The sequence below is a fragment of the Pseudoalteromonas sp. NZS100_1 genome (assembly GCF_015864285.1).
Classification (GTDB): Bacteria; Pseudomonadota; Gammaproteobacteria; order Enterobacterales; family Alteromonadaceae; genus Pseudoalteromonas; species Pseudoalteromonas arctica.
In genome coordinates, this window is the sequence record NZ_JADYXN010000001.1 from 49,425 (window position 1) to 73,704 (window position 24,280).

Annotated in this window: 23 protein-coding genes and 1 tRNA gene; 7 read left to right on the top strand and 17 right to left on the bottom strand. The window is 37.7% G+C overall.

The genetic code is table 11. From position 1 onward, the window contains the following. Positions 1-178: 178 nt before the first annotated feature. Complete coding sequence (locus I6F66_RS00225) at positions 179-2,401, bottom strand: TonB-dependent receptor (protein ID WP_197118718.1); 2,223 nt, start codon at positions 2,399-2,401, stop codon at positions 179-181. Between the two features lie 408 nt (positions 2,402-2,809). Between I6F66_RS00225 and I6F66_RS00230 the strand changes: the two genes are divergently transcribed. Further along, a complete protein-coding gene (locus I6F66_RS00230; protein WP_010553852.1) occupies positions 2,810-3,400 on the top strand; it encodes a LuxR C-terminal-related transcriptional regulator in 591 nt (196 codons plus the stop codon). Here I6F66_RS00230 and I6F66_RS00235 read toward each other — a convergent pair. From I6F66_RS00235 to I6F66_RS00260, 6 genes are all read right to left on the bottom strand, one after another. Continuing rightward, positions 3,390-4,241, bottom strand: coding sequence for a hypothetical protein (locus tag I6F66_RS00235; RefSeq protein WP_024594058.1), 852 nt, complete (start codon positions 4,239-4,241; stop codon positions 3,390-3,392). The two genes, I6F66_RS00230 and I6F66_RS00235, sit on opposite strands and share 11 nt — an antisense overlap. Further along, the gene (locus I6F66_RS00240; protein ID WP_197141444.1) at positions 4,231-6,639 is read right to left on the bottom strand and encodes a fimbria/pilus outer membrane usher protein; all 2,409 of its coding nucleotides are present in this window, start codon (positions 6,637-6,639) and stop codon (positions 4,231-4,233) included. Before I6F66_RS00240 ends, I6F66_RS00235 begins: the two co-directional genes overlap by 11 nt. A gap of 2 nt (positions 6,640-6,641) precedes the next feature. Beyond that, positions 6,642-7,283: a hypothetical protein gene (locus I6F66_RS00245; protein ID WP_231611809.1), complete on the bottom strand. Its 642-nt coding sequence runs from the start codon at positions 7,281-7,283 to the stop codon at positions 6,642-6,644. A 74-nt stretch (positions 7,284-7,357) separates the two neighbouring features. Next, positions 7,358-8,056: a molecular chaperone gene (locus tag I6F66_RS00250; RefSeq protein WP_197208436.1), complete on the bottom strand. Its 699-nt coding sequence runs from the start codon at positions 8,054-8,056 to the stop codon at positions 7,358-7,360. 56 nt (positions 8,057-8,112) lie between these two features. Then, positions 8,113-8,589, bottom strand: coding sequence for a hypothetical protein (locus tag I6F66_RS00255; protein WP_024594053.1), 477 nt, complete (start codon positions 8,587-8,589; stop codon positions 8,113-8,115). A gap of 53 nt (positions 8,590-8,642) precedes the next feature. Beyond that, on the bottom strand, positions 8,643-9,113 hold the full coding sequence (locus I6F66_RS00260) for a hypothetical protein (RefSeq protein ID WP_024594052.1): 471 nt from the start codon (positions 9,111-9,113) through the stop codon (positions 8,643-8,645). Positions 9,114-9,567: 454 nt separating this feature from the next. Between I6F66_RS00260 and I6F66_RS00265 the strand changes: the two genes are divergently transcribed. Both I6F66_RS00265 and I6F66_RS00270 read left to right on the top strand, forming a co-directional pair. Further along, on the top strand, positions 9,568-10,698 hold the full coding sequence (locus I6F66_RS00265; RefSeq protein ID WP_197208438.1) for a porin: 1,131 nt from the start codon (positions 9,568-9,570) through the stop codon (positions 10,696-10,698). Between the two features lie 12 nt (positions 10,699-10,710). Then, entirely contained in the window at positions 10,711-11,118 is a 408-nt protein-coding gene (locus I6F66_RS00270; RefSeq protein WP_024594050.1) for a phosphate ABC transporter substrate-binding protein, read from the top strand. Positions 11,119-11,558: 440 nt separating this feature from the next. Here the strand turns inward: I6F66_RS00270 and I6F66_RS00275 are convergent, their stop codons facing one another. The 8 genes from I6F66_RS00275 to rlmE form a co-directional block, all read right to left on the bottom strand. Beyond that, entirely contained in the window at positions 11,559-13,184 is a 1,626-nt protein-coding gene (locus I6F66_RS00275; protein WP_024590962.1) for a methyl-accepting chemotaxis protein, read from the bottom strand. A gap of 198 nt (positions 13,185-13,382) precedes the next feature. Continuing rightward, positions 13,383-13,467, bottom strand: a tRNA-Leu gene (locus I6F66_RS00280). An 81-nt stretch (positions 13,468-13,548) separates the two neighbouring features. Further along, positions 13,549-13,902, bottom strand: a complete 354-nt coding sequence (secG, locus tag I6F66_RS00285) for a preprotein translocase subunit SecG (protein WP_002962769.1) — start codon at positions 13,900-13,902, stop codon at positions 13,549-13,551. Position 13,903: 1 nt separating this feature from the next. Beyond that, positions 13,904-14,653, bottom strand: coding sequence for a triose-phosphate isomerase (tpiA, locus tag I6F66_RS00290; protein WP_165728725.1), 750 nt, complete (start codon positions 14,651-14,653; stop codon positions 13,904-13,906). Between the two features lie 71 nt (positions 14,654-14,724). Then, complete coding sequence (glmM, locus tag I6F66_RS00295; protein WP_007586638.1) at positions 14,725-16,074, bottom strand: phosphoglucosamine mutase; 1,350 nt, start codon at positions 16,072-16,074, stop codon at positions 14,725-14,727. Further along, positions 16,071-16,919: a dihydropteroate synthase gene (folP, locus tag I6F66_RS00300; RefSeq protein WP_197141439.1), complete on the bottom strand. Its 849-nt coding sequence runs from the start codon at positions 16,917-16,919 to the stop codon at positions 16,071-16,073. Before folP ends, glmM begins: the two co-directional genes overlap by 4 nt. A gap of 78 nt (positions 16,920-16,997) precedes the next feature. Then, positions 16,998-18,941, bottom strand: coding sequence for an ATP-dependent zinc metalloprotease FtsH (gene ftsH / locus I6F66_RS00305; protein WP_032827068.1), 1,944 nt, complete (start codon positions 18,939-18,941; stop codon positions 16,998-17,000). 66 nt (positions 18,942-19,007) lie between these two features. Beyond that, on the bottom strand, positions 19,008-19,637 hold the full coding sequence (gene rlmE / locus I6F66_RS00310) for a 23S rRNA (uridine(2552)-2'-O)-methyltransferase RlmE (protein ID WP_007586629.1): 630 nt from the start codon (positions 19,635-19,637) through the stop codon (positions 19,008-19,010). Between the two features lie 88 nt (positions 19,638-19,725). Here rlmE and yhbY point away from each other — a divergent pair, with 88 nt between their 5' ends. Beyond that, the gene (gene yhbY, locus I6F66_RS00315) at positions 19,726-20,022 is read left to right on the top strand and encodes a ribosome assembly RNA-binding protein YhbY (RefSeq protein WP_002963153.1); all 297 of its coding nucleotides are present in this window, start codon (positions 19,726-19,728) and stop codon (positions 20,020-20,022) included. 80 nt (positions 20,023-20,102) lie between these two features. On the opposite strand, the gene I6F66_RS00320 is transcribed toward yhbY, so the two are convergent. Continuing rightward, entirely contained in the window at positions 20,103-20,606 is a 504-nt protein-coding gene (locus I6F66_RS00320; RefSeq protein ID WP_165728722.1) for a histidine phosphatase family protein, read from the bottom strand. Continuing rightward, a complete protein-coding gene (locus I6F66_RS00325; protein ID WP_165728721.1) occupies positions 20,603-21,757 on the bottom strand; it encodes a serine hydrolase in 1,155 nt (384 codons plus the stop codon). The genes I6F66_RS00320 and I6F66_RS00325 overlap by 4 nt, the downstream gene beginning before the upstream one ends. A gap of 113 nt (positions 21,758-21,870) precedes the next feature. Here I6F66_RS00325 and I6F66_RS00330 point away from each other — a divergent pair, with 113 nt between their 5' ends. The 3 genes from I6F66_RS00330 (at position 21,871) to I6F66_RS00340 (ending at position 24,259) form a co-directional block, all read left to right on the top strand. Further along, entirely contained in the window at positions 21,871-22,674 is an 804-nt protein-coding gene (locus I6F66_RS00330) for a hypothetical protein (RefSeq protein WP_007586622.1), read from the top strand. Between the two features lie 429 nt (positions 22,675-23,103). Continuing rightward, on the top strand, positions 23,104-23,886 hold the full coding sequence (locus I6F66_RS00335) for a MipA/OmpV family protein (protein ID WP_231609340.1): 783 nt from the start codon (positions 23,104-23,106) through the stop codon (positions 23,884-23,886). Continuing rightward, the gene (locus tag I6F66_RS00340; RefSeq protein WP_007586617.1) at positions 23,876-24,259 is read left to right on the top strand and encodes a DUF3019 domain-containing protein; all 384 of its coding nucleotides are present in this window, start codon (positions 23,876-23,878) and stop codon (positions 24,257-24,259) included. Before I6F66_RS00335 ends, I6F66_RS00340 begins: the two co-directional genes overlap by 11 nt. The last annotated feature ends 21 nt before the right edge of the window (positions 24,260-24,280 follow it).

A 24,280-nucleotide genomic window follows, 5' to 3' on the forward strand; every position in this document is an offset into this window, starting at 1 on the left:
CAAATACTTAAAAGTGGTTATGTTGATTGTTTTAAATCAGCAATTTAAATTAGGGATTTAAATTATGTGGATAATAATTTTACTATTGAATATATAAAGGCCGAATCACAGCATGATTCGGCCTTTGTTATGAAAAATAAACTTCAATTACATTGAATTTTATTTACTTGATTTTAGTTTATAGCTCAAAATCTTTTTTGAATTTCAAACCAAATTCACTGCGGTCATTACTGCGCATTACACCAACAAAACCTGATTGTTGTAGGCGACCAACATCGTAAACTTCGTTTAGAACGTTTTCACCATACAGTGTAACTTCCATATCGCCATATGGATTAGTGTACGAAATATTAAAACCAACTAGTTCACGAGAATCAATGGTCTCACTTTGGTTGTAAACTGATTGACCTTGCATTTCACTGCGATACGAATAATTAGCATTAAACGCAAGTGTTGCGCCACTCTCTAAATCCATAAAGTAAGACGGTGCAACCATGACAGTCCAGCGTGGCGTCAGTGCTGGTGAATCGCCTTTACCTATGCCTTGTACACCCTCAGCCACTTCTGTTATTTCAGAATCTAAATAACCAACTGCACTACGAATAGTAAAGTCATCGGTAATAGCAACAGTTGTTTCAAGCTCAATACCTTGCGCTTTAGATTGACCCGCATTTTCTACAATTGTTACAAAGCCACCACCCGCTGTTGGATCTGAAAATGGTAATGCTAAATCGGTGTAATCAGTCACAAATACCGCAAGCATCATAGATACATTTTCGTGTACTTGGCCTTTTAAGCCCATTTCGTAGTTAATCGCTTTTGTTTCGTCAAACGATACAAATTGATCTGGTCCACCAAATGGACGCGGTGGAAAACCACCTGTTTGATAGCCTTTTTGAATCTGGCCATAAACATTCATATTATTGCTAAGCTGATAAGATGCATTTACATCCCACGTAACCGCATCAAAATCTGCACTTACATATTTACGAGTTGGAAATGATGGGAATATAGCATTTGCATCTTTTTCATCTTTTGAATAACGAAGGCCACCACCTACCGTTAAATCGTCAGTTAAATCGTAGCTAGCATTTATATATGCTGCATACGAATTAGTTTCTTGGTTAATTTCAAATTCGCCGTAACCGCCAAATGATTCTGTTACACCATCATTCAACAAGCCATTAGGTGTATTAAATGGGCTAAATACGAACGGGCCTGAACGTGTAAAGCCATCTTCATTAAAAAAGTAAAGACCAGATACAAAGTCCATATTATCGAATGTTGCATTTAGCTGAACTTCAAATGAGTACTGATCAGCACCGCCTTCCTCTGGAAACTCAGACAAGTTTAAAGGTGATGCATCATCATCTAGGCCACCTTCATACTCAGATGTACGGTAGCTTGAGATAAACTTAGTGGTATAAGTATCGTTAATTGCCCAATCGGCTGAAAACGATGTGCCCCAACCTGAGTAAGAGGTAGATTCAATACCCGCAACAGTTGTGCCTAAATCATCAGGGTCTGATGGAATTAAATCTTGAGTCAATAATGGGAAGTCGCCATTAAAAACATCATTTGAGTCTAGTGGGTCTGTCAATTCAATTGTATAAGGCGATTGGCCAGATTCGTTATCAACACCATCTAAAGAAAAAGTGAATGCTAAGTCGGTATTTGCTTGCCATTTAAGTGCAACACGACCACTAAATTCTTCTTCTTCACCAATTTCTTTTTCTGGGTTTGCTAAATTAACAGCTTCGCCCACACCATCACGTGTTTTGTACGATGCACTTGCAGACATACTTACATCATCTGTTAGTGAGTTATTAAAATAAACATCACCGGCAATACGTCCACGACTTCCCAGCTTAGCTGTAGTAGTAACAATCCCTTCATCACCAGGTTGCTTTGTAATTACATTTACAGCGCCCCCTAATGTATTACGACCATATAAAGTACCTTGCGGGCCACGAAGCACTTCAACACGCTCAACATTAGGTAATGATAAGTTAGAACCCATTTGACGACCTAAGTACACACCATCAAGATACACACCCACACCCGGATCGGTAGTTATTATGTGATCTTGCAAACCTATACCGCGGATAAATACAGACGCATGCGCAGAATTGCCCACGCCATAGCGGGTAATATTTAAATTTGGAACATATTTACCAATATCTTCTAGGTTACTCATATTGGCTTTATCAATTAGGTTAGCGCCAATTGAAGTGATAGCGGTTGGAGATTCAAACAGGCTCTCTGTACGTTTACGAGCTGTGACTTCTATCTTTTCAAATGCGTCTTGTTTAGCTGTTTTTTTAGTTTCTTCGGCGTTTACAGAGGTAGTGAGTGCAGCAAAAATTGCTAGACTTAGCTGTGAGAGGTTACGTAATTTCAAAATATTCTCCAAAGGATACCGTGTGATTTAGTTATGCATTTATACTTAAGAGTATAAATTTCAGGCATAAAAAAAGATGCGTAATGCATCTTTCCTCTGGATGGGTATTATATGACAGAATTGTGAAGAAATGTATAAATTATTTGAATAAATGTATAAAGAATAAAAGCAATTTAGACATTGTTAGCTTTAGGTGGATTATCATAAATAAAGAACATTAATATCAACCTCACTAAAAAGCTGTTTTAAAACAAAAAACCGCATAAATACAATTTTAAAAAGCACATAAAACGTACTTTACACATGTACTTTAGTGTATAAAAAAAGAGCTACAACACATTCTCCTATCATTGAAATTAACTAAAAATAAGAATATAGTACTAAAATGTAGTCTATGGATAGAATATTATGAATATTGAAAACACAGCTGATAAAAGCCTCAAATGCTTCACAAATCCAAATTACACTTCACTTTTTTGTGTTGCAGCTGACTTCAACGTTTTACTTGTTAATTATCAAGCTTTAAACGTCATTACCAATTATGAACTTATTAATCAATTCATGCTAAAAAATGGTCACCAAGGACTGGTAATTTTTGATGTCCCAAAAGACTGCGATGTACTAGCATTAAAAGAGTGGCCAAATTTAAAAGGATTGTTTTACGAAGGCACTGACGAAGTACTACTTCAACAAGGATTAGAAGCTATTGAACAAGGAAAGTTATGGTTCCCTCGTGCAGTAACCGATGATTGGATGAGGCAAATGCTAGCGAGTGAACAACAAACTACGCTGCAATCAAACAACTTAACCTGCAAAGAAATGAAAGTATTAAACTTATTATTTTCTGGCTTACATTCAAGTGCAATTGCCGACACTTTATTTATAAGTGAAGCTACTGTTCGCGTTCACCTACACAAGGTTTACCAAAAAATTGCTGTAAAAAATAAGCAACAAGCATTACTTTGGTGTCAAAAAAACTTAAATAGAATTAATAGTTAAGTGGGCTTATTTGAAACCTTATTATGTCAGAATATTCACCGGCAGCTTGCCTTTCAAAATCATTTAGCTGAATTTTTAAAGGTAATAAGTAAACGGTTTGCCCTGAATATGAGAATTTATGTTGTGATACGTTATTTAGTTCAAGCCAACTTCCTGCCAGATCTAGACTGTAATTAATTGCATATTTATCTCTATAGAGACTGTGTATTAATTTACCATTATTATCTGAACTTACAGATAATTGAATATCTGAATTAGTAACAACTTGTAAACTAGGTAACATAGTGTATTCCTTACCCGGTATTAGCTCTCCCAAATTAATAGTATTTGAAAATGTATTATACCCAAGTACAGAAAGACTTGTTCTAGGCACAATATTTTCTTGAATGCTATATTCTCGTTCATCTAACAACTTGCTCCCCTGATCGTATAATTTCATTTGGAGTCTATCTGTATAGACACCAGCTTTAATCGGTGTTCCTGATGGTATTAGTAATGACAATATCGTCGAAGAATTAGTAAAGCTCAACTTTAAAGTTGATGTGCTAACTAACTGACTCTGTATACTTTGCATTTGGTACGGAACACTTTGAAATTGCCCTTTTAACTGAGCTTGGTTCTCACTTGTAATCACGAGCTGTAATTGACAACTCTCATCATTAATAACGCTTATACGTAACTCTTTCTTAGAGTCTATTTGCTGTAAGGCATGGTAGCTTTCAAAATCATCATAAATATGTTCAACCTTATCGAACCTAGCAGCACATTGCGCATGAATTAAAGGCGTAAAAATAAATAGTGCTAAACCACCCAATAATAAACTTACTTTTTTATTGTACATAAATAGCTCCTTTGCGCTGTAATTGTTCACCTTCAGATACTTCAATCGTAAAATGTGACTTTTCTGCATTCTTAAGTGTAATTTCATAATTACAGGCGGTTAAACCTGTTAATGCAAATCGTCCTTTTTTATTCGTAAAAAATGTATGCTCTTTCTTACTACTATTATCTAAACAAATAGCCGTTCCAACCTGTAACGATAGTGGCTTTTTTTGTTGGTCGTACAGCGTTGCAATGACTGATATGTTAGCGGCAGTCCCTATTGTAATTGCATGACCCGTTCGATAAGGTGAATAAAGAGTAATAATACCAGAACCTATATCATACCCTGGCGCTAAGTTATCAATATCGACTGCAACGTTGGTTGAGGCGTATGAACTTATATCGTTCAATAAAATAGTCTCGAAGTCTTCATTATCTGCCCTATATTCATCTTCATATTGCCCCAATATAACTTTTTTTCCTTTAAGGCTAGAGTGAGGTTTTACTAAAGCGAAGCTATCGTATATGGGTTTCCCAACAGCCCAACTATTATCTGCAAATGCTATACTTGACGCCAAGCTTAATCGGCTCTGATGGTAAGCTGAGTCCTCATTAAATTGCTCGTAAAAACTCCCATGATCAAAGTTCATAACAAAACGATTCGCGTTATATTGAGTATTTAGATCAAAAATAGCTTCATTTTGATCATTTTTTTCAAGCCCAGCTCTTATGTTCAAAGCTCCAACATAGCGCTGATTACTATCTTGAGAGAATTCTAAACGTGTTTTTTCACGCCTAGATTGATGAGATAATTTAGCCCGTCGAGTATTAGAAAACTTATAAGTGACAGACAACCTTACATCCCATTGACTTTCTTCAGCGAGACCCTCCCACTGCCCACCTAAACTATATCTCCATTGGCTATTATCGATCTCACCAGAAAGACTAACCCCAATTGATTTATCAAATTGAGCTTCATCATATGACCTTGATAAGCTTGTAAAAAAAGATGTTTGCGTATTATCGCCCCAAAAAAAACTATAATTAGCCTGAATATAATGCTCTCTTAAGCGAGAACTAGATTGAGAATCAGGCCGATAACCAAGGCCTGTAAAATATCTTGATGAGTATTCATAACCCACCGTAATGTCAGTGTTATTATCACTATGATTTCTATAGTTACTATAAACAATGCGATAAGCATGGCCTGTTTTTTCATTGAAACTTATCGCATTTTCAAACGCAATCTGTCCAATTTTAGCTGCATAAATATTTTTAAAACCAACCTGCTGAGAATACTCATCACCCTGTACTGCCGCACCAGCTGTCCAGCTAGGTGTAATGCCATAATCAAGATAAAAGCTGGCTAGTGGCTCGTCGTAATCATAATCTAGCTCACTACCTAAGCGTGAAGGAACGCCTAAATGAAACTCATATTCAAGTTGCCCTTGAGCAAAAAGATCTAAACCTGTCGTTACGTCAAAATCAACAAAACGCACAACTCCTGCTATATCAGTGATCCTCAAAGTAATATTATTGCTTCCTTCATTAAGGGGAATATCATCAAGAGAATATATACCTGCGGCTAAATTAAGTTTTTGTACTATCCGCTCGCCAACTAACACCTCTACAGAGGATGGACTCTCTAAGGTAAAGCTACGAGAAGCACTGGGTCTGATAGGTCTGTCAGAAACTAGCGAAAAATCATGTGAAAGCGACAAACCTAGTACCCGTGCTGTTGATTGAAAATAACTACCTGAGCTATAATTATCACCGACTGATATACGTAACCCACTAAGCGGTAGGTCATGTATTATACGAGTACCTAAGCGCCTAATATTTGATGAGGTAGGAGCTACTTCAGATAAATACTCCACTTCGTTTTCTAAAACCCAGCCTTCCCAGCTCACTACCATTTCAGAGCGAATAGCTAAGAGCTCATCTGTTGTGTCCTCGCCTTTATCTTGCTGATAAAAATAGCTTGAATAAGCATTAACAAATCCACTTAGTTTAGCGGGTTCCGATGCTGTTAAATTCCTTGAATCAGATTTTAAACTTAGCTGTTGAGGGCGAGTCAGTGTAAGAGGTACTGATATTTCTAAGCTAAAATCACTCATATCGAATGAAATATTATATCCAAATGACTCTAATGCTTTTGTATCAATGACATTCTTATTAACTTTAGACTCTAAAGAATCAAAATCTTCTGAAAATAAAAGTCGTTCGAATGAAACTTTAATTTCACTCCATTTGAGTGATAAATTATCATTTGGGTCAACTGCAAGAGTTAATTTACCAATAGCATTTTTATTCAGTTCTGCTTCAACACTGAGTTCGATGGTTCTTTTAGACGGGTTAATTTTTGAATAACATAATTGAGTAAAGCTCAATAAAAATATGCATAATAAAACTCGCATAACTAGCGAGCCAGCACTAAACGTAGATGATTTAAACTTCCTTCCTGTAAAGATTGTGGCATAGGGACTTTTATGACACTGGTGCTATGAGGAGCAAAAAAAACATCGTATCCGTTTGCTTTTAATTGATCTTTTAAAATTCGATCGCTCAGGGTTTTATTTTTAGTGATTTTTATTTCATAATCACTTAATCGTCCTGCCCCTTTTCCTTCATTTAATACTTCAGTGACGATAAAGCCATCCTCAACATGAGGTTCTTTTATAGTCAGTTTAGGAACTAATCGAGGTTGATCCAAATGAACAATTAAATTTATATTTAACAACATCGTAAGTTGTGACTGTTTATTTATAGACTGGTTTGCAATGGGCTGCTCAATCAAACTAACTTGATAGCTTTTATCAGTACTAGGAAGTTTTTTATTTAACCATCTAAATTGCAACTGTTGGCTTTGCCCTGGTTGTAAAAATAACGATGGAGGAAAAACCCACAATGGTGAGTCATCTAAAGAAATTAATTTAGGCGTGCCTTGAGAAAAGTCAATTTCGTAAATTTGGATATCAAAAGCAATGTCTCTTGGTAATTGATTATGAACCAAGCTAGTGGCATTACTTGAACGACTATCAGGAGAGAAAGTGACCACCATCGGCGTTACTTCTACACCAAAGGTCGGTGCAATTACAATTACATATATAAGAAAGTAACTGCATATCCGCAGCATTAAAAATTGACCTCAAGATCACTGCTTGCTGCATTAAATTTTGTTGGAATTTTTATTGAGACCTCACGGCTAGATTTTGGTAATAAAATTTTTCCAGTCAGTGCTTTACTCAATTCAGCCCCTTCTAATAATAGCTCTTGATCATCGCCTTTAATAAGCCACTGTGCCTGCGATAAGCGAATATATTTATTGCCTGTATTTTCCAGAAGCACATTCCATGTTTCTGTATCTACTTGGCGTTTATTTTTAATTAATAATTTTGCCTCAGCACCTTTAGGCACCACATTAAATAAAGTCCTAAAGCTAACTGACATACCAACGCCTGACTGCCCCGCTTTCTCTAAATCAACAGATACCTGATCAATGGCTACACGGTACGCTTTCGAATTTTCTAATATTGGTTCCCCAATATATCGAACAATTACTGATTGACTTTTCCCGGACGGAATAATTGTAGTCATGGGAATAATTAAAAAGTCTTCTTCATTCGCTTTTAATGTTTCATCACCGTTGGAAGCAATTAGTAAATCAAAAGCTGATATCTCAATAGTTAAAGAACTATCTGAAGGGTTAGATATACGAATTGTTTGTTGTGATTGGCTACCTGATGATTCAAGCTCTGCGACCATTGGTTTAACTTGAAAAGCCAGTGTAGAATAAGAGCTGAGTAAAAGTATCATTAAAAAGATATAACGCATATAGAGTCCCTCCTGCTAAATTAAAAGGCAGTAATTACTGCCTTTTATTATGCTAATTAGTTAGCTGTTATTGCCAACATCAGCGTATCTGCATAAGTACCGGCATAAACGGGTGCTTGTGTTACAGTTAGTAAAATATTTCCAGCTACGCCACCTGCTGCAAGCGTTGGAGAACCAGCACGGCTTTGCGACTCAGATTTATCATTTTGGCCATTCTCAGCCGAAAGCGTAAAATCAAATGTCCCTGCAGTTAACTTGGCAGTGTAGCCGACACCACGATCTTCATGGTCAGCATTTTGCAAGTGCCCTTCAGATGTTGTTAATGACATTGTTGCACCATCAACATCATTACACTGCAAATCAAAGCCTACATTTTTAGTTGCACCATCTGATAATGTTTGAAAGAATTGTGTAGTGTTAATGTTGCTCACCCCACAAATCGATGACACTGCACCACCTACATTTAGATTTTCAGCAAATGCTGCGCCAGATGTTAGAGTTGCGATTGCTGATAACACGATTAACTTTTTCATTTTAATATTCCTTATCCATGTGACATATTTGTTTATATTTAATAGTTAGTGTTTTACCAAACTCCACCAGATACAACCGATGGTGTCATTTCTATGCGAAGCACATCCTGGTAACTTCCGGCATAAATTAAAGGCTCATCTAGTTTTAACTGTAATTTAGCTACGCTGTTAAATAAAATCTTATCAACATCAAAATTGTACATAGATTTGAGCTCAAGTGCTGTTGCAGAAACGTCGCTTGAAACCCCCTCTATTGACCAATTAATGTTATAAGCATTTATTTGAGTACTTTGCTGATGGCGCAGGCCACCATTTTCAGATTGCATTGATACTCGCATAGGTGAATTACAATTAATCACTAGCTTTGTACTCGCAAGGCCATCTGAAGAAAACTGAAGGTTGTTATTTTGAGTAGTAAAGCCGCACACTGGTGAAATATGACCTACCAGAGTTAAACTTACTTCATCGTTACTGTATGCATTCATTGCAAAGAAACATAATAAAAACCATATTACCTTCTTCATCCGCGCCATCTCCTTTGACCGACCTCGCTAAGACAGGACTGATACTATGATAAAATTGCAGTTTAGAAAGTTGTTATTTGCTTATGATTAGCTTTACTTATTGATAATTTCGACTATGTAACAATATAAAATATAAACATTTAAACTAAATAACTTATGTAAAACACTTATAATTAAATGTTAACAAATCTATATGGTAGTAAATACAATACTTACGGCTTGTAAGTTACATTAAGACGTTATAAACAAAAATCACCAGGCGTATATTTTATATCCAACCCCAGTACTAAACATTTTTAAACACAAACATTCGCACCTGATTAATTAAAAAACAAAATAATATTGACTAAAAATAAAATAAAAACCTTAAACAGTTCTGTTTATTAGATAAATACTCGTTATGCACTTATACTAATAAAGAAATCAACATTTAAATAACAAATAGGAACAACATATGAAAAAGCTATCTGTAGCAGTGGCTGTATGTGCAGTTTTAGCATCTAGCTATGCTAGTGCTGAGGTAAGAATTAATGGTTTTGCATCAATTGTCGGTGGTAAAAGTCTGGATAGTGACAGTACTTTGTACGGCTATGATGACGATATCTCTTTTAAAAATGAGAGTAAATTCGCTTTACAATTATCTGCAGACCTACATGAAAAGCTAACAGCTACGGCTCAAATTATTGCGCGTGGAGAGGATGACTTTGACGCTACATTCGAATGGGCATACATTACTTATGAATACAGCGATGAACTGCAATTTAGCGCTGGTAAAATGCGTGTTCCTTTTTACAAGTATTCTGATTTCTTGGATGTAGGTTATGCTTATCGCTGGGTACGTCCGCCAAAATCAGTATACGGTATCCCATTTTCAACTTATGAAGGAGTTAGTGTAGTTTACAGCTCTCAATTAGGTGATTGGGATTCTACGCTTCAAGGCTTTTATGGTGCATTCGATGGTGATATTGACGTATTTGGAACAGAATTACCTGCTGAATTAAATAATTTAGCCGGTATAAACTGGAGTCTATCATACGACTGGTTCAGTGCGCGAGCTGCATACATTGTGGCCGACACTAGCATTTCATCAGATGATAGCGGCCTAATTGGTCTCGTAAGTGTATTGTCTGATAGTGGCTTAACTAATACTGCGAATGACCTAATCACTGAAGAAGATAAAACGAGTTTCGTTGGCGTTGGTTTTTCTGTTGATTATGAAAACTTTTTGTTTGATGCCGAATATACACAATTTGAGGTTGAAGACAGTATACTACCAGAACAGTCACAGTATTACGCATCAGTTGGTTACCGTATTGACAGTGTAATTGTTCATTTTACTTATGAAGACAATGATGACAAACATGACTCATCACGTTTTAATACCATTGAGTCAATACCAACCTTAAACTCGGCTGTAAATGGTGCTCTTGAAGGTCTTCGTGCACAAAGTAACGTATACACAATTGGTGCACGTTATGATTTTCACCCTTCCGCTGCTTTCAAAATCGACTTTAGTCGTTTTGAAGATGATATAACCGATACAGAGACGGATGTTGTAGCTGTTGGTGTAGATCTTGTCTTTTAATTGGAGCTTATGATGAAAAAATTAATTTTAGTAAGTGCACTTTCATTGTGCTCAATTAATGTATTTGCAGAAGTTGCTGTGATTATTAATCCAAGCAATGCTAGCACAGTAGATGCTGACACAATAAAAAAGATTTATCTGGGAAAAAGTAAGTCATTTAGTAATGGCGATAAAGTTAATCCTATAAATCAAGATGGTACATCTGTAGCTGATGAATTTAACGACAAAGTAGTAGGTAAGTCTAGCAGTCAGTTAAATGCATATTGGTCAAAGCTTGTATTTACAGGTAAAGGCACCCCGCCTGAAAAACTAACAACTGACCAAGCTGTTATTGATTTTGTTGCTGCTAATAACGATGCTATTGGCTATGTTGATAGCGCTAAAGTGACCGATAAAGTAAAAGTAATTGCTACCTTTTAGCAGTGAAATTGATATAAAAACCACCTAGAGGTTAATACTGATAGGTTAATAAATATTTAACTAATCAATAAACCGACCTTCTGGTCTGTTTATGAAGGCTTCTGAATTTATTCAGAGGCCTTTTTTTGCAGCCCACTACAACACTTTTTCTAGCCAATAGTTACGAACCCAATTCAGAAGACTTCTGTCAGCTGAGTGTTGCGAACTGTGCAATTAATATTATTAATTTAATTCAGACTATGTTTATTGAGAACTCAGGGAGTATCCCTATATAAATAGAGTAATAGTAAGCTAAAGTAGAGCATCACATATTACTAATAAAGCGAGAGTGGACATATACTAGGTATGTCAAACCAAATACCCAAACAAAAAAGCCAGTCAGCGGTTAACTAACTGGCATCACCCTAGGGTAGATTTATATACTGACTCAGTACTGAGCTTTACTCAATTCTAAACTTAGCGGTTGCATCTAATAGGTTATCAGATAGGTAATGTAGGTTTTTGGCTACGTCGCGTACAGCAAGTAGTGAGTCCATAGTATCTTCGAACGATACATGCATATTTGACACATTATCTACTACCATAGCTGCAACGGATGTTTGTTCCTCAGTCGCTGCTGCTATTTGCGAATTCATACCATTAATTTCTAACATTTGCTCTGCGATTTTCTCTATTGAAATACCTGTTTTTTCTGCGGCTGTAGCATTATCTGTTGCCATATCACGTGCTGAAGTCATAGCAGCTACAGATTCATTTGCGGCAGTCGTTAATGATCCCAATAGTTCACGTATTTCATTAGTAGAATGTGCAGTGCGAGAAGCCAGTTCACGAACCTCATCTGCCACTACAGCAAAGCCTCTTCCATGTTCACCTGCTCGTGCAGCTTCAATAGCAGCATTAAGAGCAAGTAAGTTTGTCTGATCTGCAATAGACGTAATTACATTCAAAATCTGCGATACATTTTTTGTATCGTCCGCAAGCTTATTAATAGTCCCTGCAGCTCGATTAATTTCATCACTGAGCGTACGAGAAGCGGTAACTGACATCTGTACTTGTGTACGACTTTGTTCAACTTCTTTCTCGGCCGTTTCAGCAGCGTGAGAAGCGTTAGCTGCAGATTCTGATATATCACCAACACTCTGCTTCATTTCTTCCATAGATTGCTTAACAATTTCAGCATCAGTGGTTTGCTTTGTTGTAGCACGCTCAGCTTGTTCCATACCTTGAACTAGTCGTGTTGAGTTTTCCATTAAAGGCTCACATACAGCAATAACTTCAAGAACTGTTTCTCTTAGTAAGGAAATAAATGCGTTAAAATTAATAGAGACTTGGCCAATTTCGTCTTCTGAGTTAACAGATAGCTGTGTGCTTAAAGAACCATTGCCGCTTGCTAATAAACTAAGGTTGTTAGCTGCATCACTCGCAGATGAACCTATATTCTTAGCAATCCAAATAGCCATAAACAATAATAAAATTAATGAAATAATGGATACAGCTAACATTAGAGTTAATGCTTCATCAGAGCGCGCTTTAGTGTTGGCAACCAGTTCAAAAAAACGATTATCCGCTTTTTGTTGAGCGCCTTTAAAACTTTCTAAAACAGATCCATATAAACTTGTTTTAAGCTGCGCTTGTTGCTGAATCTTACTAAAATCAGCAGTACCGTTAACCATACCTGTAGCAATACTTGAGGATATTTTTTCATAATCTGACAACTCATTAATAATATCGTTATTAATGTAGGAGTTATTAAGTTGCGTTATTAAGGTAATATTAGACTCTAAAGTTTGATATACCTCGTCTGCTTTAACTATAAGATCTTGCTCACCAAACGTAACCGCTTGGGTATAAAGTTCATCAAGTTTTTCTAAAAGCCCTACGTTTTGCGACGTTATTTTTACAACCTTATACGATGAGTTACTCATTTCATCGAGAGAAACCTTATTATCATTCATAGCTAAATAGTTTATCAATACGATCACTATGAAAGCCACTACCGCAATGCATGTTATTGCATGTATTTTTTTTGTTATGCTTAGGTTTTGAAAAGAGAAGCCTGAAGCCATACTGTGCTACCTTATTTTATTGTCTATATCTATTATCGGCTTGATATCTATAAGTGTGAGCTAAATTTGTAATATTTCTAGTTTTTTCTAACAAATAGAAGAATTATTTAACAATAAACACACATCGCTCATAAAACGATCACAATAAATTACAGATACAAAAAAACCAGTAACATCACTGCTACTGGTTTCTAAATTTGGTGCGGATGGGGGGACTTGAACCCCCATGCCCTAAAGCACCACCCCCTCAAGGTGGCGTGTCTACCAATTCCACCACATCCGCATTTTTTAAGCTTTCGCTTAATTGTTAAACATGTGATTTATTTGAGGACTATAAATCGTTTAACGATAGCTTTACGCTAAATTAGTTTGGTACGTCAGAGCTTTGCTCTTTAGTAGATGTTACTGGAACATCTTCTTCAACAGGAACTACTGTTTCTACTGCTGGAGCTGCTTCTAGGTTTTCCCATTCGTCAGTCTTTTTAATTTGACCAGCAGTTAGGTTTCCTAACACAATGCTTAATACAAAAAATACCGTTGCTAAGCTTGTGGTTGTTTTTGTCATAAAGTTACCTGCACCTGACGAACCAAAAACTGTGCCTGATGCACCAGCGCCAAATGAAGAACCCATATCTGCGCCTTTACCTTGTTGAATTAAAACCATTCCAACTAGAGCCAAAGCCACAACTAAATAAACTACTAATAAAATTTCGTACATCTTATACAGTCCCTTTTGCACTGTTACAGATTGCAGTAAAAGATTCTGCTTTTAGACTTGCGCCGCCAATTAAGCCGCCATCTATATCTGTTTGTGCAAATAATAATTCGCTATTTTTTTCATTAACGCTACCACCATATAAGATGGTAAGCCCTTGTGCTAAATTGCTATCAAGTGATGCAATTTTGTCACGGATAAATTTATGAACAGTTTGTGCCTGCTCTGGCGATGCAGTCTTACCTGTGCCTATGGCCCAAACGGGCTCGTATGCTATCACAGAATCTTTCAGTGCTGCTACACCTAATTTCTCTATTACTGCATCAATTTGTGCAGCAACTACTTGTTCGGTTTGACCGCTTTCTTGCTCACTTTCACTCTCGCCTACACATAATATTGGTGTTAACCCAACTTGCTGTGCTCTAGCAAACTTTTCAGCGACTGTTGCATTACTTTCGTTATAAATACTGCGGCGTTCAGAATGACCAACGAGTACGTAAGTTGCACCTAAATCTTTTATAAGCTGCGCATCAACTTCACCAGTAAATGCGCCAGGTGTATTTTCAGAAACAGTTTGAGCTCCTGTAGAAACACCGCTAGCTACCATTGCTGGTACAAGTGGGAATGGAGGAAATAAAACAATGTCCATCTCTTGTGATTTTACATCGTTAATAGCGTCAGACATTTGTTTAACTAACTCTAAAGAGCCATTCATTTTCCAGTTGCCTGCGACCATCGCCTTGCGTATTGCCATTATCCACTCCACATTAGAAAGCGGGCGAGATATTAACTTTTCTCGCCCAAAGTTACAAGAGATTATTGTTATTAATCAGTTTGTTTGCTCATAGATTCTACAACAGCTGCAATTTTTTGAGCGCTGTCTATTACAATCTTTTCTTGCTCGGCTTCAACCATAACACGAACCACAGGTTCAGTGCCTGACTTACGCAGTAAAACACGGCCTTTATCGCCTAAAGCAAGCTCTACTTCTGCTACAGCTGAAAGCACTTCTGGTGCTTTTGTCGGGTCAGTTCCAGCTGTATAACGCACGTTAATCATCTTCATTGGATACTTGGTAAAACCAGCGCCTAAGTCTTGCAATGTACGATTTTGTGCAACCATAGCAGCAAGTACTTGTAAGCTTGAAATAATACCATCACCCGTGCTAATTAAGTCTAGGTTTAGTACATGGCCTGAGCTTTCACCGCCAATTTTCCAGCCTTTTTGCTGTAGTAATTCCATAACATAGCGATCCCCCACTTTACTGCGAGCAAACTCGATACCTTTTGCTTTTAAAGCGTTTTCAAGGCCCATGTTAGACATAACAGTACCAACTACACCACCACCCAAATTATCATCTTGGGCTGCTTGGCAAGCAATAATATAAACCAGATCATCACCATCAAAAACACGGCCATTATGATCAACCATCATCACGCGGTCACCATCACCATCGTATGCAATACCTACGTCGGCTTTAAGTTCAAGCACTTTACGTTTAAGGGTATCTACGTGAGTAGCGCCACATTCATGGTTGATATTAACGCCGTTAGGCTCGCACGCATGTGTTATTACTTCTGCGCCAAGTTCACGCATAACAGAAGGTGCAATATGATAAGTTGCGCCATTTGCGCAATCGACAACAATCTTAAGACCTTCTAAAGACAGGCCTTGCGGGAACTGGCTCTTACAAAACTCTATATAGCGGCCATCCGCACTGACTAAACGCGATGCTTTGCCTAATTTATCTGAAGCAACACATGTCATTTGCTCATCAAGCATCGCTTCAATTTCAAGCTCTACTGCATCATCAAGCTTTAAGCCTTGACCATTGAAAAACTTAATACCGTTATCGTAATATGGATTATGTGAGGCACTAATTACAATACCTGCCTCAGCACGAAATGTTTGCGCTAAATAAGCAACGGCCGGTGTAGGCATAGGACCCAATAATACAACATCAATACCAGCAGCAATTAAACCAGCCTCAAGTGCGGTTTCAAGCATATAGCCCGAAATACGCGTATCTTTACCAATAATTACTTTTTTAGTACCACTTTGCGATAATACACGCCCAGCAGCCCAGCCTAGCTTCATTGCAAATTCAGGGTTTATTGGAGCAGCGCCTACAAGTCCACGCACGCCATCGGTGCCAAAATATTTTCTTTCTTTCATTGTGAAATTCCTTGTTCGCAGGCTTGATATACACCAAGTACATCTGCGGTTTCTTTTACGTCATGTACACGAATAATTTTTGCGCCATTTTGCGCTGCGATTAACGCACCCGCTAAGCTGCCCGCTAACCGTTCATTTGTATTTCTGTTTAATAAATTACCTATCATCGATTTACGAGATAATCCGGCCAATAATGGCAAACCTAATTTATTAAAATCGTCAAACTTAGCCAATATTTGATAGTTATGACTAAGCGTTTTTCCAAATCCAAAACCTGGGTCTAGAATAAGTCGTTCAAACTTAATCCCAGCTGTTTCACATGCTTTAATACGTTCACTAAAAAACATACTTATATCTGCAAACAAATTAACGTAATGAGGTGACGATTGCATGTTCCGGGGCTGCCCTTGCATATGCATTAAACAAATTGCTACATCTTCATACTGCGCAACCGTTTCTAAGGCGTCTATTTCTTGTAAAGCTCTAACATCATTGACTATATCTGCCCCTGCAAGTATTGCTTGTTCCATTACCTGTGCTTTACTGGTATCAATTGAAATAACGCAATCACTGTGCTGACGTATCGCTTTAATAGCGGGGATTACTCGAGCAAGTTCATCTTCTAAGCTAACATCTGGCGCGCTTGGGCGAGTAGATTCTCCCCCTATATCTAAAATTGTCGCACCGTCATCTAATAATTGCATTGCGCGCTTTAGCGCTATTTTGGGATCTAAAAACTGCCCACCATCAGAAAATGAATCCGGCGTTACATTTAGTATTCCCATAATAACGGGCTTTTCAAGATTAAGCGTACGCCCTCTCGGAAGCTTTAATATGTTAGTCATTGCCAACCTTTATTCTTTTTCTAAATAGCTGATACAAAAAAGCCCCGAAGTTCGGGGCTTTCATTACTATTTTAACGATTATTCAGCTTTGTCATCAAGGTTTGTTTCATCTTTTTTTGATGAATCATCAGTCTTTTGACTTTCATCAGCAACTGGTTCTTGAGGTTCTTCCGCTTTTACCGGTTTAGCTTCATGACGGTCATGTGCATCACGCGGTTCACGTACTGGTTGGCGTGCCATTAAATCATCAATTTGCTTAGCATCAATAGTTTCGTATTTCATTAACGCATCTTTCATTGAGTGAAGAATATCAATATTTTCTTTTAATATTTCTTCTGCTCTTTGATAGTTACGATCTGAAAGTAATCGAACCTCTGCATCAATTACTTTTGCCGTGTCGTCCGACATGCTAGATGAACGACTACCGCCACCACCCATATACATTTCGTTCTGATCTTCAGCGTAAAGTAACGGACCTAGTTTTTCACTTAAACCCCAATGTGTAACCATTTTACGCGCTATATCTGTAGCTCGTTCAATGTCATTACTTGCACCCGTTGTTACTTTATCTGCGCCGTAAATAAGCGCTTCAGCAATACGGCCACCATAAAGGCTAGAAATCATTGATTCTAAAAGCTCTTTTGAATGACTAACACGATCTTGCTCAGGCAAGTACATTGTTACACCCAGCGCACGGCCACGTGGAATAATAGATACTTTATAAACTGGATCATGTTCTGGCACCATACGACCAACAATAGCATGGCCAGCTTCATGGTACGCTGTCATTGCTTTTTCTTGCTCGCTCATCACCATGGTCTTGCGCTCTGCGCCCATCATGATTTTATCTTTAGCAGCGTCAAATTCAGCCATACTTACAACACGTTTATTACCACGCGCTGCATAAAGTGCAGCTTCGTTTACTAAGTTAGCTAAATCCGCGCCAGAGAAACCTGGAGTACCACGTGCTATAAGAGCAGCTTCTACGTTATCGCCTAATGGCACTTTACGCATGTGTACTTTAAGTATTTGCTCACGACCACGAATATCAGGTAAACCTACTTCAACTTGACGGTCAAAACGACCTGGGCGAAGTAATGCAGGGTCTAGTACATCTGGTCGGTTAGTTGCTGCGATAACAATAATACCTTCGTTACCACCAAAACCATCCATTTCTACTAGCATTTGGTTAAGTGTTTGCTCACGTTCGTCGTTACCGCCGCCCATACCAGCACCACGTTTACGACCAACAGCGTCAATCTCATCTATAAAGATAATACAAGGCGCCGCTTTTTTAGCTTGCTCAAACATGTCTCGTACACGTGACGCACCAACACCCACAAACATTTCAACAAAATCTGAACCAGAAATTGTAAAAAATGGCACTTTAGCTTCACCAGCAACAGCCTTCGCAAGTAACGTTTTACCGGTACCTGGAGGACCAACCATTAGTACACCTTTAGGAATACTACCGCCAAGTTTTTGAAACTTAGAAGGATCTCGTAAAAAGTCTACCAGCTCAGTAACATCTTCTTTCGCTTCATCACAACCTGCAACATCAGCAAACGTTGTTTTAATTTGATCTTCACTCATTAAGCGAGCTTTACTCTTACCAAATGACATAGCGCCTTTACCGCCGCCGCCTTGCATTTGACGCATGAAGAATATCCATACACCTATAAGCAGTATCATCGGGAACCAAGAAATAAATATACTTGCTAAGAATGATTGTTCTTCAGGTTGTACACCCTTCACATTTACATCATTTTTAAGTAAATCATTTATTAAGTCTTCATCGTACATTGGCATCGTTGTTTGAAAACGCTCACCACTGCTCTTAGTACCAGTAATATTTCCTGTACCGCGGTCGATAATAACTTCTTGTAAAGAGCCACTGCGGACATCTTTTACAAATTGAGTGTAACTTGTTTGACGATCAACTTGCTCGCCGCCATTAAAGCTCTGAAAGACTGACATCAGCACAACTGCAATCACCAGCCATAGTATTAAATTTTTCGCCATATCGCTCAAGGGGTTAACCTCTTGTATCCAATTAATTTAAATTCAACTAAACGCCAAGCAACTGTACTACAGTTTGTATCCAGTCGCTACTATATATACTTCCCGAGAACGGGCACGTGAGGCATCAGGTTTGCGTATTTTCACTGCTTTAAAACTATTACGTACATCTTGCAAGTATTGATCAAAGCCTTCTCCTTGGAAAACTTTAACAATAAATGCGCCATTTTTCTTTAGTACTTGACTACACATATCCAGCGCAAGTTCTACCAAATACATACTACCCGCTTGATCTACTGAGTTATTGCCACTCATATTTGGTGCCATGTCAGAGAGTACCACATCAACATTTTTACCATCAATACGTTTTAACAACGCATTTAATACAGCCTCCTCACGAAAGTCACCTTGTAAGAAGTCAACACCCGCAAGTGAATCCATCGGCAATATATCACACGCGATCACTTGGCCTTTGTCACCTACTTTTTCAGCCAAATATTGAGACCAACTTCCTGGAGCCGCCCCTAAATCAACAACTGTCATACCTGGACGAAGTATTTTATCTCTATTTTGTACTTCATCTAATTTAAAAACCGCTCGGGAACGCCAGCCTTTTTTTTGCGCTTCTTGAACATATTTATCATCAAAATGTTCTTTCAGCCATCGCTGTGAACTGGCTGACTGTTTTTTATTTGTCATAAATTAACACGCAACTAATTAGTAATATTCTCTAGATGGCGTTAGAATACCCTTAATTCAAGCCATATTCAGCAAAATTTGTATAAACATGACATTATCAAACAAACAAAAGCAGTTTTTAAAAGGTCAGGCACATAGCCTTAAGCCTGTAGTTTTACTAGGTTCTAACGGTTTAACCGAAGGCGTAGTAGTAGAAATTCAAAGTGCATTAGAAATTCACGAATTAATCAAAGTTAAAGTTCCAACTGACGATCGTGAAACAAAAGCATTAATTTTTGAAGCAATCGTACGTGAAACTGGTGCGACTAAGCTACAAACGATAGGTCACACTATTGTGCTTTATCGTCAAAGCGTTGAGAAAAAAATACATTTACCGCGTAACTAATTATTCCTGTTAAAGGATTTAGTGCGTTTAAATTAAAAAAACCAGCTTAATGCTGGTTTTTTATTATTTAACATTTTAAATCAAAAACTCATTTTATGATGGGTTACATCATATTCGCTACCATTACTACTGCGCTTCTTATTCAATATAAAGTACTGAGAAAATTGTGTTTCACTCATTGCTGGCACTTTTTCATTCGAAAGTAGCTCGGCTAGTTGCGGTGTTGTATTACTGTGCCCAATAACAACAACTACACCTTTTAGTTTTAGTAACTCATTTTTTAAATCACTTAGCTTACCTGCGTTATACACATTTATTTTGGTATTAAAATGTGCCTGCAAAGGTGCGGCTGTTTGCAACGTGCGTTTATAGTTGCTGCTAAAAAGATGTATATTTTGATGTTCTTTAAACAACGTAACTAAATTATTTGCACGTGCCTTCCCCTCTTCTGAAAGCGCTGGATTTTTACCCGTTAACTTTTCGCTATGACGAAACAAATATATCTCATCAGGTGCTGCAAACACTAAACTACAATTGAATGACATGATTAAAAAAGTGATTGCTAATATTATTTTATTATTCATATTTTTTTACCTCGTTTGTATTCTAATAGCCTGTCGATAAATTCAGTCGTTAGCTCATTGATTACGCCGGTTTCAGCATTAACTATTAAGCTAAAACCAATATTTAAGTGAGGAAATACAACCACATCACTTCTATAACCTTGCACCCAGCCACTATGATAGTAAAGTGTTTCATCAGCATAGTTATAAACGCGCCAGCCTAATCCGTAATAGGCTTCATTGAGGTGTTTTTTCCATACCCTGCGATGCATTTCTTTTTTTGTATGTGTATAAGGGCGTGTTTGTTTTGCTAGAGTATCCAATGACAAAACATCAGGATATTGGCCCAGCTGCGCTCTTAACCAAATAGCCATATCACTTGCGCTAGCGTTCACACCAGCTGCAGGTCCCACTTTATAATAATTTTTTTTAAGTTTAGCGCTATACCAGCGTTTTTTACCCCGCACATGAGGTAGAGCATAATTATTGTCATGCACCATTTGTTCAAAACCTAAGCTCGCATCACTCATTTTTAATGGCTCAAAAATAGCTTCTCGTAACCACTGTCCGTAACTTTTATCGGTGCTTTGTAATATCACATCGCCTATAAGACTAAACATAACGTTTTGATAGCCATAACATTCGCCGGGTTTGCAAATTGGTTTGACGCTAAGCAGCTTTTCAACAATACCTGGGTAATCCATACGAGATTCAATTAAATTGTCGTATGCATTAGGAACTAATCCACTTGAATGGCTCAAAAGATGAAACACCTTTAAATCATCTTGATAAACAGTCCCTTTAAAATCAGTTATGTATTCGCTAACAGGCTTATCTAATTCCAGTAGGCCGTTAGCAGCCAATTTAGCTGATAACGAGCCTGCAAATGTCTTCGAAACAGACGCGAGTCTAAACCGAGTATGCTTATTAACTTTTTGTCCATTTCGTGATTTAGTTACGCCCATGGTGTGGATGTAGTCTGAATTGTTTATATTTACAATCGAAAGCGCTGCACCGGGTATACCTTTACTTTTTAATTTTTTTTGTGCGTAACGGCCGTACTTTTTTACAAATGCATCCCAATCAGGATCCGCTTTTGCTGCAAAACCCATAGAACTAAACAGCAAACACAAAGCAGATAGGCAATACGATAAAGAGTTGAGATACTTCATTTTTTATAAAATTTATCTTTTTAACTACATCTGCGCAGATAATATCATGAAGTTTTGTTTGTACTAACGTACAATACGACGATTATTTGGTTTTAAGCGAGTGTTTAGTACTTATGCGTTTTTTAGTTGTGTCACTTTTTATTTTATTATCAACTGGTTGTGCTATTACAAAGCAACCGGCCGAACCACTGGCTATGCCATTAAAGCCAACATTAAAAAGTCAGACCTATCAACTTGAGTACACTACAGAGCACTCATCTCCAAAAGTTAAATCGGTTCAGCTTCCTGCACATAAAGTAGTTAGAAACCAAACAGTAAAAATCATTACCGATAAGGCAAGCGTAACCGATAAACTTCTATCGCAAATTAGCCAAGCACTGAACGATAAACAACTAAAAGTAACAACTAAAAATAACAGTGACTACACACTGACTATTCAGCAACTCGATTTAACTTTCACAGATGATACTAAGTACGCAATAAAGCAACCAGAGAAGCCATTTACTTTATATTCAAATGTTGCCCAGCAATACCCAACACAACAGTGCGCTGCAATATTTGCACAAGTTAGTATGCGTCTCACGCACAAGTCATCGGGTGATGTTGTTTGGTTTGCTAAATCTTCAATCGACAGTGCAAGTTTTCATCGTGAACCACTAATTTACAATTTCACCGAAGAGCAAAAAATAACAAATGAGCTTGAGGTTGTCGCTTTTATTCATCAGCAAAACACTGACGAGGCCCGAATTGAAAGACTTGGCAAAGATATTCAAATACCTCAGTACAAAACGTTGTCAAAACTATCTAGCCTTACCAAACTTAGCGGTCCATGTAATAGAACAGAAGTAAGTGCATTAACACCTATGATGCAGTTTTACTTGAGTAGTATATTAATCGATAAAATTAAAGTTCAGTAAATTAGGGTCTGTTGATCTTTACGGATTAAAATTTGTTCAAACTAGGGGCTATTTAATCGCGGCGCGAGATTTGTAACCTAGTGGGCTAAGTCAAAACCGAGCAACAAAGAGTAAATAGCCCCTAGGAAGAACCCTTTGGGCAGCGCCTGTTTGGCATTAATGCTACGTTATCGCCCATTTATGGGGAATAGCCACACTGCATAGGCTCTGCCTTACCTAAATACCAAACAGACTGCTGCAAATTTAACCTTGAAAGATCAACAGACCTAACACTTACTACATTTTTTTACAGATTAAAGGAACGAATTAACAATATACTACGCTTAATAACAAATAATAATTAGGCCCTAAGGGATGAGAAACGCTTTGCTTAACCATACTTTACTGAGCATAACACTGCTTTTTTGCTGCATTTTTAGCACGTCGAGTATGGCAAGTAACCGCTATTATGCAGATAATACGTTAGAGCCAATCCAAGGCTTTGCGTGGGATTGGAGTGCTGGTGCGGGCTTTTATATTGAAGATTCTTACCTTGTCGGCATTGAGTCTTACGATAAAGGCGTTGAGCTCGACTTAAGTCTTGCTGTTTCCTACGATAAATTTTACCTTGATTTCGATCACAATCAACTCAGTGGCGGCCTTGTAATAGGCTACAGTCTTATAGATAAATTTGATTGGGGCCTAGATATATTAGGCACAAATACTCAAGCTGGATTTGACGAAAAAGGCCTCGGATTCTATAACCATGGTGTTATAAAAGAACTCCAAGGTATAAAAAAACGTAATTACGACTTTGACGTCGGCCTTCGACTTTCTCGTCGATTTGAAAATTCTCAATTCTCTTTTGAATACCTTCATGATGTATCTGGCGCGCACAATGGCTGGGTTATAAACAGCTTTTTTAGTCACATTTTACCATGGCGAAACTGGGAGTTTAGATCTGGTGTTGGTTTAAGCGCCTACTCTGCTGACTTTACCAATTATTACTTTGGCATTGATAGCGATGAAGCCACCAGCCTTCGCCCGATTTATAGCAGCAATGCCAGTACTAGTATTATTTTTGAGTTCCATGCTGAGTACCCAATAAGCCAAGATTGGGTGTTTTTATCCGGCTGGCTTACCACATGGTTTTCAAAAGAGATTGACGACAGTCCAATTATTTCCCAAGGATATCAACACAAAGCCAAGGTAGGCCTACGTTATGTATTTTAGATGGATCTGTGTATTACTGATCTTCCCCAGTACTTTTACTGTTAAAGCTCAGGAACCTCCTGAAGCACTTATAGCAGTTCCAGACACCTGCGTTGCATTGCGCGAAGGGCGAAATTGCTATGCTGACGTAACGCTAACGTGGGAGCAACCTATCATTGGTAATTACTGCCTACGTGACGCCACCTCAAAGTACATAATGCAATGTTGGCTCAAGCAACAGAGCGGTACCTTTAATTATGCATTTGATTCACAGCAAAGTATTTCATTTGAACTATTTGACAGCAATACCTCTAAAATAATTAGTATTGCCGAAGTAAAGCTTCAATGGGTATATCAAAACAGGCAAAAAAAGCGCCGCTGGCGACTATTTTAATACCAATCGCATTAAGGATAT